The sequence below is a fragment of the Neobacillus terrisolis genome, from assembly GCF_051233475.1.
Taxonomy (GTDB): domain Bacteria; phylum Bacillota; class Bacilli; order Bacillales; family Cytobacillaceae; genus Bacillus_BU.
Genome location: NZ_JBKFGH010000020.1, coordinates 124139 through 137870, shown reverse-complemented (window position 1 = coordinate 137870; position 13732 = coordinate 124139). Strand labels below are relative to the sequence as shown.

11 protein-coding genes are annotated in these 13732 nt (G+C 37.6%); 5 read left to right on the top strand and 6 right to left on the bottom strand.

What is annotated here, in order from left to right; all coding sequences use genetic code 11:
- Positions 1-237 precede the first annotated feature (237 nt).
- Complete coding sequence (locus tag ACI48O_RS13735; protein WP_435562385.1) at positions 238-1572, top strand: APC family permease; 1335 nt, start codon at positions 238-240, stop codon at positions 1570-1572.
- 355 nt (positions 1573-1927) lie between these two features.
- Here the strand turns inward: ACI48O_RS13735 and nadA are convergent, their stop codons facing one another.
- Genes nadA through nadB form a run of 3 tightly spaced genes read right to left on the bottom strand, consistent with a single transcriptional unit; the run spans position 1928 to position 5446 of the window.
- Positions 1928-3031, bottom strand: a complete 1104-nt coding sequence (nadA, locus tag ACI48O_RS13730; protein WP_435562439.1) for a quinolinate synthase NadA — start codon at positions 3029-3031, stop codon at positions 1928-1930.
- 26 nt (positions 3032-3057) lie between these two features.
- Positions 3058-3897 carry a carboxylating nicotinate-nucleotide diphosphorylase gene (nadC, locus tag ACI48O_RS13725; RefSeq protein WP_435562384.1) on the bottom strand — a complete coding sequence of 280 codons (840 nt, stop codon included), beginning with the start codon at positions 3895-3897 and terminating at the stop codon, positions 3058-3060.
- Entirely contained in the window at positions 3851-5446 is a 1596-nt protein-coding gene (gene nadB / locus ACI48O_RS13720) for an L-aspartate oxidase (protein WP_435562383.1), read from the bottom strand. Before nadB ends, nadC begins: the two co-directional genes overlap by 47 nt.
- Positions 5447-5552: 106 nt before the next feature.
- Here nadB and ACI48O_RS13715 point away from each other — a divergent pair, with 106 nt between their 5' ends.
- The 4 genes from ACI48O_RS13715 to ACI48O_RS13700 all read left to right on the top strand — a co-directional run bounded on the left by ACI48O_RS13715 (position 5553) and on the right by ACI48O_RS13700 (position 10506).
- The gene (locus tag ACI48O_RS13715; protein ID WP_435562382.1) at positions 5553-6689 is read left to right on the top strand and encodes an IscS subfamily cysteine desulfurase; all 1137 of its coding nucleotides are present in this window, start codon (positions 5553-5555) and stop codon (positions 6687-6689) included.
- A 315-nt stretch (positions 6690-7004) separates the two neighbouring features.
- The gene (locus ACI48O_RS13710) at positions 7005-7346 is read left to right on the top strand and encodes a DUF485 domain-containing protein (RefSeq protein WP_435562381.1); all 342 of its coding nucleotides are present in this window, start codon (positions 7005-7007) and stop codon (positions 7344-7346) included.
- Positions 7347-7358: 12 nt separating this feature from the next.
- The gene (locus tag ACI48O_RS13705; RefSeq protein ID WP_435562380.1) at positions 7359-8900 is read left to right on the top strand and encodes a solute symporter family protein; all 1542 of its coding nucleotides are present in this window, start codon (positions 7359-7361) and stop codon (positions 8898-8900) included.
- A gap of 277 nt (positions 8901-9177) precedes the next feature.
- Positions 9178-10506 carry an arsenic transporter gene (locus tag ACI48O_RS13700; RefSeq protein ID WP_435562438.1) on the top strand — a complete coding sequence of 443 codons (1329 nt, stop codon included), beginning with the start codon at positions 9178-9180 and terminating at the stop codon, positions 10504-10506.
- Between the two features lie 144 nt (positions 10507-10650).
- Here ACI48O_RS13700 and ACI48O_RS13695 read toward each other — a convergent pair whose 3' ends face one another.
- The 3 genes from ACI48O_RS13695 to ACI48O_RS13685 all read right to left on the bottom strand — a co-directional run bounded on the left by ACI48O_RS13695 (position 10651) and on the right by ACI48O_RS13685 (position 13653).
- Positions 10651-11325 (bottom strand): DUF2642 domain-containing protein, encoded by a 675-nt coding sequence (locus ACI48O_RS13695; protein WP_435562379.1) that lies wholly within the window; start codon positions 11323-11325, stop codon positions 10651-10653.
- Positions 11326-11439: 114 nt separating this feature from the next.
- Entirely contained in the window at positions 11440-12423 is a 984-nt protein-coding gene (locus ACI48O_RS13690) for a spore coat protein (RefSeq protein WP_435562378.1), read from the bottom strand.
- Positions 12424-12546: 123 nt separating this feature from the next.
- On the bottom strand, positions 12547-13653 hold the full coding sequence (locus ACI48O_RS13685) for a CotH kinase family protein (RefSeq protein WP_435562377.1): 1107 nt from the start codon (positions 13651-13653) through the stop codon (positions 12547-12549).
- Positions 13654-13732: the final 79 nt, after the last annotated feature.

Genomic DNA, 13732 nt, shown 5'->3' with positions numbered 1-13732 from the left:
ACGAATACTGTTAGTATGTATTCTTGCTTATTTTTCTAAAACATGCAACCTTACGCCCTTTTTCATTATATTAATAAAATAAATACTGCTAATTCTAACAATCGAAAAACATGCTTTTTTCTGAATTTTTATTCACAAAAATTAATAAAATAAATTTTCTCAAAATTATTCTACAAAAATATATATGCTATAATTCGTTTAGAGCTTAAATACATCTGTACCTAGGAGAAGGACATCATGAATACTGAAGCGCATTTGAAAAAAAATGTTGGATTTGCTGTTGCTACTTCATTAGTGGTTGGAACAGTTATCGGTTCCGGAATCTTTATGAAGCCAGGAATCGTTATTTCTGCAACAGGTAATTCCACACTAGCATTATGGGCATGGGTAATCGGAGGAATCATTACTCTCGCAAGTGGTTTAACCATTGCAGAGGTTAGCGTAAAGATCCCGAAAACAGGCGGCTTATATGCTTATATTGAAGAGGTTTACGGCAAAATGTGGGGCTTTCTATGCGGCTGGGTGCAGACACTTATTTATGGCCCTGCCATTATGGGTGCACTTGGCTTATACTTCGGCTCATTAGTAGCAGCGCTTTTTGGCTTTTCAGAAAGCAGCTATATTTATATCGGAATCATCACTGTTCTATTCCTAGGATTTATGAATATTTTAGGTACACAGTACGGAGGGTTTATCCAAACAGTTTCAACAATTGGTAAATTAATTCCGATCGCATTAATTGCATCATTTGGTATTTTCCAAGGGGATGTACAAATTCTCAATATGGACAGCGGTGATGCCCGTTCGTTTAGTATGGGTGCCGCGGTTTTAGCGACACTATGGGCTTATGACGGCTGGATGAATGTTGGTTATATGGCTGGAGAAATGAAAAATCCAAGTAAAACACTGCCTAGAGCGATCATTACTGGGATTACAATTGTTATCGTATCCTATTTAACGGTTAACATCGCTATGCTTCATGTACTTCCAGCAAGCAAAATTGTTGAATTAGGTCCTAATGCTGCAAGCACGGCCGCTACGATTCTATTTGGAAAAATGGGCGGAAATCTATTAACAATTGGTATTTTAATTTCAATTTTTGGATGTTTAAATGGAAAAGTGTTAACATTCCCTCGTATTACATTTGCGATGGCAGAAAACGGTTTATTGCCTGCATCAAAAATATTTGCTAAGATCCATCCTAAATATCAAACGCCAATGATGGCCACCTTGCTTCAGCTAGGTATCGCCATCTTAATGATGCTGCTTGGAAGTGCTGATCGCCTTTCAGACATTGCAATTTTTGCGGTATTCTCTTTCTACGGTTTAGCCTTCATTGCCGTATTTATATTAAGAAAACGAAATACTGAAAAAACATCATTATACCAAGTGCCTTTTTTTCCAATCACACCGATTGTTGCGATTTTAGGGGCCATCTACATTTTGGGCAGCACATTAATGAACACTCCAAAGGATGCCATTTTGTCTATCATTATCGCATTAATCGGTCTGCCGGTTTACACCATCTTAAATTCTAAAAATAAACAAAAGACTCTCGCTAAGGCTAGTTAACTACAACACTATGAGGCTGGTGTAACCCTGCATTTTAATTGCAATTATTTGGTGGCGGACATACGTTCCGCTATTTTCACAAAAAGGGCTGTTTTGATAAGCTAAGCGGACACCAGATCCGTTATTTGATATAAAATTGGCATTATTCAATGTTTTTTATGTAAATAAGGTCTCCTGTGTCCTCTTAAGTCTGGAAGTATGGTAATTTTTTCAAAATAAGGGCCTCTGTGTCCGCTCAATAACGTAGCTTTGAAACAGGACCATTTGCAGTCACCACCACAAAATAAAAAAATGCCGAGAAAATACAGCTTTCTCGACATAAAATCTGAATCCCCACTTAATGTGGGGATTTTTATTACGCTAAATCCAGCATCCGTTGTAAGGCAAGCTTTGCGTCTTTTGCTATTTCTGCATCCACTTTAATAATGTTGTGGCTAGAACCTTGTTCAATTTGATCAAGGCTCCATGCTAAATGCGGAAGGTCAATTCGGTTCATCGTCAAACAAGGACACATATGCGGATTCAAAGAAATAATGTGGCGGTCAGGATACTGGTTAATGATTCGGTTAACCAGATTCATTTCAGTTCCAATCGCCCACGCTGAGCCTGGTTTAGATTCTTGGATACGATCAATTATATAGTTCGTTGAGCCGGCAAAGTCTGACAATGCGACGACTTCACGACGGCATTCCGGATGAACGATGATGTTCATTTCCGGATAGTCTGCACGAACCTGTTTAATATTTTCTACTGTAAAGTTTTCATGGACAGAGCAATGCCCCTTCCAAAGAATCACTTTTATTTTATCAGTTTCAACTTGTGCTTCGAGCGTATTGGTCATTGGATCCCAAACAGCCATTTCTTCGAGCTTAATGCCAAGATTATAAGCAGTATTGCGACCAAGATGCTGATCAGGCAAAAATAATAAACGTTTATGACGCTCGAGAGCCCATTTCACCATTTTTTCTGCATTTGAGGAGGTAACGGTTGCACCGTGATAACGTCCGACAAACGCTTTAATCGCTGCAGTAGAGTTTACATACGTTAACGGGATCATTGAGTCACCGAATAATCTCGTTAATTCTGTCCAAGCTCTTTCTGTTTGGTAAATATCCGCCATATCAGCCATCGAGCAGCCGGCACGCATATCAGGCAGATATACTGTTTGCTGATTGGTTGTCAAAATATCAGCGGTTTCAGCCATAAAATGAACCCCACAAAAAACAATTGCTTCTGCTTCTTTATTTTCAGCAGAATATTGGGCTAGCTTTAAAGAGTCACCCGTTGCATCTGCAAACTGAATAACCTCATCCTTTTGGTAATGATGGCCTGGAATGAATAACTTTTTCCCTAGTCTTGCTTTTATTTCTCTAACCTTTTCTTCTAACTCTTCATGTTTCATGGTGCGATAAATTTCGGGAATAGAAGTTGGTTTTACAATCGTATCAAATAAATTCATCATAATATCCCCCTATGAATGTATCATCAAGCTGTGATCGATACTTTAACACTAATATCAATAGCTTTAGCTGAATGAGTCAAAAATCCGAGTGAAATGTAGTCAACACCGGTTCCGCTGTAAGAAGCGATATTATCTAGTGTAATCCCACCCGATGCTTCTGTAATAATCGATTTAGGCACGAACTCGATCCATTCTTTTATTTCTTCCGGTGTTCGGTTATCAAACATAATGACATCGGCCCCGGCACTAATGGCTTCTTTTACTTGCTCAAGGGTCTCTGTTTCCACTTCAATTTTCACCATATGACCAATTTGAGAACGGACTTTTTCGACAGCCTTGGTAATCGAGCCCGCAAAGGAAATATGATTATCCTTAATCATGACCCCATCATATAATCCATAGCGATGATTAAACCCTCCACCAACACGGACAGCATATTTTTCGAGCATTCTTAATCCCGGCGTTGTTTTTCTCGTGTCACAAATGCGAGTATGAGAGCTGTTGAGCTCCAGAACGGCTTTACTGGTTAATGTTGAAATGCCGCTCATTCTTTGAACAAGATTCAAGACAACTCGTTCACCAGATAATAAATCGGATATTTTACCAGAGACTTTTGCAAGGATTTCTCCCTTCTTGAACACATCCCCGTCTCGAACAAAAAGCTCAACCCGGTTTTCATTATTTAATAAACCAAACCCTAAAGTAATAATTTCTTCGCCGCAAAAAACTCCGTTATCCTTGGCAATAAAGGAAATTTCACCATGTTCTTCTTTTCCAAAAATGAGTTCGGTTGAAATATCCCGCTCCCCCATATCCTCAAGAAAAAACTGCTCCAGCATGGTCTTTAGCTTTATTGTGTTCATTTAATGCTAATCTCCCTTTACAATATTGATAGATTAATTGTTTACTCCCTAAATTTTCGTCCTCACTTGGATAGTCCAAACGGAAGTGCCCTCCCCTGCTTTCCGTTCTCACCAATGCCGCATCGGTAATCAATAAGGCAATCACCGTGCTAAGAAACCTTTGTATTTCATCAATAGTGCAATCATCTAATGAAGGTGGTTGTTGATCAAGACGAAAGAATCCTTCAAGCCAATTCTTTTGCTGCTGAAGTCCCTTTTCCGTACGAACAATTCCAACCCGCTCCATCATCTTTTTTCTTAATTCAGTGAGATCCGGAATAGCCACAGGGCTAACCGTTCCATGTTGATTATGAAATGGAATTCCGATTGTATTTTGTTTTGATTCAAATTTATTTAAAAATAACGCCAACCGCTTTCCGAATGACAATCCTTCTAATAATGAGTTACTGGCGAGTCGATTGGCTCCATGAAGTCCTGTACAAGCTGCCTCTCCAACCGCATAAAGACCACTAATGTTCGTCTGACCGTCCATGTTTACTTTTATCCCACCCATAAGAAAGTGGCTTCCTGGAACAACAGGGATCAAACCACCTTTGAGGTCAATTTGATTTTCCAAACAAAGAGCAGTGATAGTTGGAAACTTCTCTTCAAATCGATCAATTGAAGTAATATCAAGAAAAATCTCTTCACCGCTTTGGATGTAATCAAAAATGGTTTGTGAAACAATATGGCGGGGGGCTAAATCTTTTAATGGATGTACCTCCGCCATAATGGCAGTGCCGCTTTTTGTTACTAATCTAGCACCTTGGCCTCGCACCGCTTCAGAAATTAACCCCTTTACTTCTCCATTTTTTACAAGCATGGTTGGATGAAATTGAATAAATTCCATGTCTGCTATTTCTGCACCGGAAAGAAAAGCCATCGCAATTCCATCCCCTGTAACGGTAGGACTGCTTGACGAAAGACTATACAAATAACCACAGCCTCCTGTGGCAATGACTATATGGTCAGCATAAAAATACTGAATTTCTCCATCCTGATCCTTTGCCTTTACGCCAATGCATTCCTCTTTATCATTCAAAAGCAATTCGTATACAAATATATTTTCAATGACAGATACATTGTTGGTTAATGTTTCGACAAGGAAATCAATGACGTGCTTCCCTGTAGCATCACCACCGGAATGGACGATTCGGTTTCTGCTGTGCGCACCTTCCATCCCCAAAATTAATTGTCCTGAAGGTGCTTCATCAAACGGACAACCAGCATCTCGAAGTTCATAAATTAACTGAGGGGCTTCACTCACTACTTGTAAAACAACCTCTTCATTATTATGAAATCGGCCCGCTTCCATTGTATCTTTGCCATGATTATAAAAATGATCGTCCGAACCAACAGAGGCAGCAATACCCCCTTGGGCTAAAGAAGAGTTACTAGCTTTTATATTCGACTTTGTGAGTATCATCACATTCTTATCCGCGCTAAGATGGTGCGCCAATTGCAATGCCGCAATCCCGCTGCCAATAATCATTACGTCAGATTTTTTCAAAACTATTCCCTCCTGGACGCAACAAGTGTCTTGACACATATCTTTACACAGTTTTAAACTTATGACAAGTATTTTTTTCGAAATTTGCTGTAAACGGGAGGGTAACATGAAATATTTAGACTACGCCGCAACTTGTCCCCTTGATGAAGAGGCAGCAAATATATATGTAAAGGTTGCAACCCAATACTTTGGGAATTCAAACAGTCTCCACGATATCGGAGAGGAAGCCAGGAACCTTCTTGAAGGGTGCCGTGCTGAGTTCTCAAGAATTCTGGGTGTTGAAAAAGATGGCGTCTTTTTTACAAGTGGAGGTTCTGAGGGGAATTTCCTGGCAATAGAAGCCTTACTTTCCTGTAGACATAAAGCTGGTAGCCATATTATTACCAGTATAGCGGAGCACTCTTCGATTCACAGTGTAATGGAGAGAATGGAACGAAGTGGCTATCGAATTACTTATTTACCTTTTAATGAGGAAGGTTTAATTGAAACTAAGGAATTCGCAAAAGCGATAACAGATGATACAGTTCTTGCGGTCATTCAGCATGGAAATTCAGAAATTGGCACGATTCAGCCCATTGCGGAAATTGGGGAAATTTGCAAAGAACGGAACATTCTCTTCCATTCTGATTGTGTTCAAACCTTTGGAAAGCTCGATCTTAAAGAAATTTCTCCATTTGTCGATAGTCTCGCTATTTCCGGTCATAAAGTGTATGGCCCTAAAGGAACTGGGGCAGTCTATCTCCGACCACAAGTAAACTGGGCTCCATTTTTCCCCAGTACAACACATGAAAAAGGCTTCCGGCCCGGAACCGTTAATGTTCCTGGCATTGCCGCTTTAACGATCGCAGCAAAAAAAGCTCACGAACAGCTACACGAAAATAAACAAAAGTATTTAAAGCTTAGAAATATCTTCCTTGATGCCCTAAGTTCATTTCAACATTCCATTCAAATCCACGGATCAATTGGACCAAATCAGTTGTCTAGTATTATCGGGATGAGCATGAATGGTATTGAAGGTCAGTGGGTGTTGTTGGAATGTAACCGAAATGGATACGCTATTTCGACTGGCAGCGCCTGTCATAGTGGCATGCTGACGCCTGCCCTAGCAATGAAAGCTTTAAGGATTTCGGGAAAAAAAGCAAAAGAATATTTTCGAATCTCATTTGGTCGGGATACTTCCGAAGAGGATATGAAAAATCTTGCTCAACTTTTGGTTAAGATAGGGAAGTTAAATAAGTTATGAGGTAGTTTAATACATTACCCCAAATCCTACAAAGACGGATTTGGGGCTTTTTTATGTATGCCTATTTAAAGTTGGATGTTGATTTCCGATCAAGAAACCCCATTTCACCAAGACGGAAAAATCTCTTGTTTTAAACATAAATTTCGTGCTTTAAAACGTAAATATTCTGTTTTATCGTGAATTTTTTAAACTATTTTGTAGAAAATTGAAGAAAATATTTTTAATTTTCTAAATTTACAAAATAATGCAAAAAGATTATAATGAAACATGTGATTGGCGGTCAGTCATAGCAAATTAATTATAAGGAGGATTTATATGGGAGCAAATGAAAAGGCTTACAAGAGGGAATTTGAAAAAACAGCAGATCTTGATTACTCACAAATTGTACAAACACCATCGTTTAAAAGACTTCTTAGTCAGAAACGAAGCTTTATCTTGCCAATGTCTGTGTTTTTCTTAGCGTTTTATTTCACCCTTCCGTTACTAACCGCATACTCAGACGTTTTAAACGGAAAAGCTTTTGGTGAGATTAGCTGGGCTTGGGTTTTTGCATTTGCACAATTTGTCATGACATGGTCCCTCTGCGGCGTGTATTCTCGAAAAGCTGGCAAATTTGACCAAATGGTTGAGGAAATTATCGAAGAATCTAAGAACTAAGGGGGAAAAAACTTGAATACACTCGCATTCATACTATTTTTGGCCATCGTTGGATTAACACTTGTTATTACCTACTTTGCTTCAAAAAAGACTAAAACCACTAGTGATTTTTATACAGCAGACGGCAGTTTAACTGGATGGCAAAATGGAATGGCGATTGCAGGAGACTATATGTCCGCTGCCTCATTCTTAGGGATCGCCGGAATGATCGCTCTTAATGGATTCGATGGATTCTTTTACAGTATTGGTTTCCTTGTTGCATACTTAGTTGTTTTGTATATAGTTGCTGAACCTCTTCGTAATCTCGGAAAGTATACATTAGCTGATATGATTGCAGCAAGATTTGATGATAAAAAGGTTCGTGGTGTAGCAGCGCTTAACACAATGGCCATTTCAATTTTCTATATGATTGCGCAACTAGTAGGTGCTGGCGGCCTCATTAAGCTTTTACTTGGTATTGATTATGTATACTCTGTCCTTATTGTAGGTACTTTAATGACAGTTTACGTTGTATTCGGCGGTATGACGGCAACAAGCTGGGTACAAATTGTTAAAGCCGTATTGTTAATGATCGGGACTTTTATCATTTCAATGATCGTATTTGCAAAATTCGATTTCAGTGTAATGAAAATGTTCTCAGAATTAAAAGCTGCAACTCCTTTAGAAGGTTCATACTTAAATCCAGGCAACAAGTTTAAAAATCCGCTTGATATGATATCTCTTAATCTGGCGCTCGTACTCGGGACTGCTGGATTACCACATATTTTGATTCGCTTCTTCACTGTAAAAGATGCGACTACAGCTCGTAAATCCGTTGTTTATGCAACATGGATTATCGGTATCTTCTATGTTATGACGATCTTCCTTGGTTTTGGAGCGGCAGCATTTGTTGGATTTGATAATATTATTGCTGCTGATGCAGGTGGAAATATGGCTGCACCTCTTCTAGCAAAAGCATTAGGCGGAGACTTCCTGTTTGCGTTTGTATCGGCTGTAGCATTTGCTACTATTTTAGCGGTAGTAGCCGGTCTCGTTCTTACAGCAGCATCTGCTTTCGCACATGATTTTTATAGCCACATTATCCGTCGTGGCAAGGCAACTGAAAAGGAGCAGATCGTCGCTGCTCGTTGGGCATCTGTTGGTGTTGCAATATTGTCTATCATCCTCGCTTTATTTGCTCAAAAAATGAATGTTGCATTCTTAGTCGCCCTTGCCTTTGCAGTAGCAGCAAGTGCCAATTTACCAATTATCCTGTTAACAATCTTCTGGAAACGCTTTAATACAACAGGTGCGATTACTGGTATGTTAGTGGGATTATTCTCTGCACTAATCCTAGTGGCGGTTAGCCCGAATGTATGGTCTCCAGAAGTGGGGAAAGCCATCTTTGTTGGGGATCCATTAATTACTTTAACGAATCCAGGGATTATTTCAATACCTGTAGGTTTCATCGCTGCGATCCTTGGCACACTTCTTTCTTCGAAAAAATCCGATGCGAAGAAGTTTGATGAAATTGTCGTAAAAGCGAATACTGGAATCCACAACTCTGTCAATTAATTTTCACCCTTAAGTGACACTCCTACCCTAATTTATAGATTTGCCCCCTTCAAAGGGGGTTTTTTTTAGGCTTATATCTTAATGGGGCAAATATCATTAAAAGACAAACGTGGATTTTTGCTGATTTGATTCAATCGTTTAGTACAACTTCCCGCTTGGACACGTATACATACAGTACGGATAATAATATAGGACACAAAGGAGTGGTACATTCGATACATTTCCAATCATTAGAGAGGAGGTGTTGAATTTGACAGAGTTCACACCTTTTTTCACTATCTTTGCATTTTTATTAACAATGACACTTATTTTTTGGAGACCTAAAGGAATAAACGAAGCGATCCCCGCCACTCTAGGAGCGATACTTGTATTCTTAAGTGGAAGCGTTTCGATTACAGATTTAGGGGAAATTGGATCAAAGGTTAGTGGAGCTGCCATTACAATTATTTCAACCATGGTCATGGCACTCGCACTTGAAAGCTTCGGCTTCTTTCATTGGGTTGCAGCGAAGCTGCTCATTGCAACTAAGAATTCAGGTATAAGACTGTTTTGGTTGACAAATTTACTTTGCTTTTTGATGACCCTATTTTTGAATAACGATGGCAGTATCTTAATAACAACACCTATATTGATCATGGCCTTTAAAAATATTGGGTTAAAATCGCATCAAAAAATACCCTATTTAATTAGTGGAGCCATTATTGCAACAGCATCAAGTGCAGCCATTGGAGTTAGCAATATTGTAAATCTCATTTCTCTTGAAATTATCGGATTGGATTTGTATCTTCAAACAGCCATGATGTTTGTACCTGCAACCTTAGGGTTAATTTTCCTAACCTGCCTCCTCTTTATTACCTTTTATAATAATCTTCCTAAAACCATTCCAATGAACACAAACCAATATAACCAAATACAGTTTAATAGCCTTCATCCATTACAGTTTAAACCTGATAAGGTTCTTTTAAAAAAACAGTCAAGATTCTTAATCCTTGTCGTACTTTTTATTATTTTTGTAAGGATTAGCCTATTTGTCGCCTCCTATTTCGGGATATCTATTTCGCTCGTTTCCGTCCTTTGTTCTATTGTATTATTAGGATGGCGTTGGTATGTTTTAAAAATTAATCCGATCGATATGTTTAAGAAAACTCCATGGCACATTCTCGTTTTTGCCTTTAATATGTATGTGATTATTTTTGGATTAAACAATATTGGATTAACGGACGTGCTCACTGATTTCCTTGAACCGATTGTCTCAACAAGTCTGTTACATGCGAGCTTAATAATGGGTACATTAACAGCTGTCCTTTCGAATTTATTTAATAATCACCCGGCGTTAATGATTGGCACCCTTGCGCTAACAGATATGGGGCTTGACCCGCTTACCGTAAAAACCATCTATTTAGCGAATATTATCGGTAGTGATATTGGATCCCTTCTCCTCCCTATCGGCACATTAGCTTCATTAATATGGATGCATATTTTACGGCAAAACAATGTAAAAATAACCTGGAAACAATATATTAGCGTTACGATCCTCACCATTCCCTCGGCCATGTTTTTTACGTTGATTTGTCTATACTACTGGATTAAACTTGTGTTTTATTAAATAGGTATGATTCAGAACCAACATACTCATGTAGCTGTATTTTATTAGCAAAACTCAAAAAGAACTACCAATGAGCATTCTCATTGGTAGTTCTTTTTGAAGGTAATACTTCAGGGGCGTTTTAGTCCAGAAGTTTTTCACACTTTATGGAATATGAACTGTCTTTAGATGCATGAGTTTCCAAAAGATTGTTTGGCCCCCAGCAGTGGTGAGAGTAACAATATTATTGCTAATGCCTTTTACTAAACCAACCTTATCTGGATTATCACCTAAATCAAAGACTAGAAGCTGACCTTCGTATTTTTTTAATTGTTCTTCAAACGAACGTGCAAGCGGAATGCTTGAAGGGACAACAGGTAACACTGAATTGCTTAATGTATAAGGTGTTAACGCTGTTGAATAAGGAATTAGCCATTTTAAATGTTGCATTGAAACAAAGATTGTTTTATAAACAGGTGAATAAAATACAATATAATCATTGAGAACGCTTGTAATGTAGCCATGGATAGAGCGGTTTCCGGTAACAAAGATTTCTAAAAACTGCCCTTTGGCATTATTTAAAATTTTCCGATACGAGATCGTTTCTTGCTCATTTTGAAAAGGCATTTTCATTGTTGGTTTTTCGGTATTTTCTTCATTTGGTTTAATCGTTCTTTCGCTTAAATTATGAAGGTGCATTAAGGGGATGTATAAGTACTGCTCCCCATTAAAAAGAACTATAATATCGAGTCCCATGTCAATCAGCAGCCCTTTAAAGAAGGTTTTGCCGGAGATTTCAATTTCAACTTCCTTACCTAATAGATTTTTTATGCTTGTCATGTCTTCCCCCCTCCCGTTGTTGATAGTTAGATAAAATGGTGCATCAGCTTAGTCACTAATGCACCATTCATTGAAATAGAATATGAGTATATTTTAAGAACATCTGTTTTACAGTTAGTTTATTCCCTTCCATACATAATCGATGGTTTTTACCACTTTTTCACGTTTACTCTCTACATTTCTAGACGAAGAAGACTTTTTCGATTCTCTGTTTTTATTTTTATTATTAGATTTGGTTTGATTGGAATTGTTTTGGACAGTTTGATTATTTTGTTCGTTCTCATTGTTATCATCGCTTTGATTATTTTCACTTAAAGATCCCTTTGGTCCAGAACTAATGCTTTTTATATGGTAAGGGTGAATTCTTAGCACTTCCTGGTTACTGACAAGCGTATAATGGCCTCCAACATTTTCAACCAGTACACCCTCCATTGCTTCAGGACCACCACGGTTAATGGAAACCCATTTATGGGCTAAGTGTTGAAATACATTTTGGAAATCTTTCGCTTCAATAATTTCCGGGTACACTTGTTGCGTAACAATATTTTGGACGTTTTGATTGTTTTGCTGGCTGTTTTGATTGTTATTATTATCTTGATATTTGCTCACACTTTTTACATGATTTACATTGAAATACACAATTCCATCATCTTCAGTATATATAGCGATGAAATCATTTGAAACACCAAGCAATGTACCGTATTTTGATTCCGGACCACCTTGGTTGATCTGAATTGTTTCTTTTAGTAAATTTTTGATTAAACCGACAAAATCTTCTGCTTTTAAAAATTCTACATTTTCTTGGTTAACTTGAGTCGTTTGCGTTGAATTCGTAATAGAATCCTCACTAATACTCTTTACGTGTTTTGCTTGATAATAGATTACTGAGTTTTGATTATTATTGTTTTGTTGGTTGTTTTGTTGATTGTTTTGATTGTTATTATTATTGTTGTTTTGTGAATAAAGAGTTACGTAGTCGCTTTTGACATCAAGCAGCAACCCTGTTTTTGACTCTGGCCCCCCTCGATAAATGGTCACGGTCTTTCCTTTCAACGACTCAAGAAATGCGTGATATGATTCAGCAAGGTCATTGTTCATTATTATCCTCCTTGTCAAATATCCATGATGGTTATTTATAATCCATATATACGTATCATTGGTGTCTATTGACCTAGTAAACATGCCTAATTATTTAAAAAAATTATTTATACTTCCCTACCACTAATCTAGTTTATATAATTTACTTTTTAAGTATTTTGTCCTTGCTTTGATATATCGAATAATAAATTCCGGTTCTTTATCGAATTGATCAATATTTCCCTTTTCATATGGATCCATTAGGACATGCGGTCGAATTTGTGATGTAAGTTCATAGATTAATGGTTTCATATATTCAACTGTAAATTGGTGGTTCATGATTTGTTCGAGGAGAGCTTTGTATTTTTTCCTAAAAGGATCCACATCCAGAATCCTTGCTGTTAAAGTATTGAAACCCAAGATTCTAACATAATCTTCATTCATGTATTTCCCGTTGACATCCCTTCCCCAGGTCGCATCATAATCCCATGGAATCATCTCAAATTGTCCGGTTTCTCCGTTTCTATATAACGCATAATTATGAACAAAACCATCATAATTCTGGGTAAACACCACCCCTGAAAGCCAACGGAGATATTTATCAACATTTATATATTTTTCAATTTCTTTTTCAAAATCAGCTCTTAATATTGAGTTTACTTGGAATATCATTTCCTGTAAGTAATACTCATCCTGCTCTAAGCCAACCTTTTTTTCATACCCCAAATCTAAGGATTTTTTTACTTCCTTATCTAAATCACTTATCAAGGAGAAGTTTGCATCGCCATCAACTGCATAAAAAATAGCCCCGGATGGCAATTGTCTTGATGTTAAGAAATTTTCATCCACAGACTCTAATTCCAAGTAAACACCCTCATTTTTGCCATTAATTTTAATAAATACATGTCTTGATCGTGGGGATAGCACACCGATATCCGAGAAGAAATCTAAAGATAATTTGTTTCTTATTAAAGAAGGATCTTTAAACTCTGCATTGAGATGCATTTCTTTCGAATTTCTATACATGGCCGGCTTTATAAAACGTAGATGATAGGATTTTTTCTTAAGCTTTCGAATATGAGAGCCACGGTAGGAAATATCAACATTTAGTTTCTTTTTTTCAATTGTCAATTTTGCCGGAACGGGGTCGTCACACCAAATATCTTTTTTCATCTCACTTACATCAAAAGGATGAATATATAGTTGGTAAATAGGGAGGTCCGTACTTGTATGTTTATTCAAATTTTTCATCCCTTTCTTTTTAATTTATACGTATGATGAGCAATGACATTTGACACATAAGGCGTTCATCAATTTTTTTAAAAAATAC

Bases quoted from the DNA above. Each gene is read 5' to 3' on its own strand.
- ACI48O_RS13735 (WP_435562385.1), top strand. From the start codon at position 238: ATGAATACTGAAGCGCATTTGAAAAAAAATGTTGGATTTGCTGTTGCT.
- nadA (WP_435562439.1), bottom strand. From the start codon at position 3,031: ATGAATTTATTTGATACGATTGTAAAACCAACTTCTATTCCCGAAATT.
- nadC (WP_435562384.1), bottom strand. From the start codon at position 3,897: ATGAACACAATAAAGCTAAAGACCATGCTGGAGCAGTTTTTTCTTGAG.
- ACI48O_RS13715 (WP_435562382.1), top strand. From the start codon at position 5,553: ATGAAATATTTAGACTACGCCGCAACTTGTCCCCTTGATGAAGAGGCA.
- ACI48O_RS13710 (WP_435562381.1), top strand. From the start codon at position 7,005: ATGGGAGCAAATGAAAAGGCTTACAAGAGGGAATTTGAAAAAACAGCA.
- ACI48O_RS13695 (WP_435562379.1), bottom strand. From the start codon at position 11,325: ATGACAAGCATAAAAAATCTATTAGGTAAGGAAGTTGAAATTGAAATC.
- ACI48O_RS13690 (WP_435562378.1), bottom strand. From the start codon at position 12,423: ATGAACAATGACCTTGCTGAATCATATCACGCATTTCTTGAGTCGTTG.
- ACI48O_RS13685 (WP_435562377.1), bottom strand. From the start codon at position 13,653: ATGAAAAATTTGAATAAACATACAAGTACGGACCTCCCTATTTACCAA.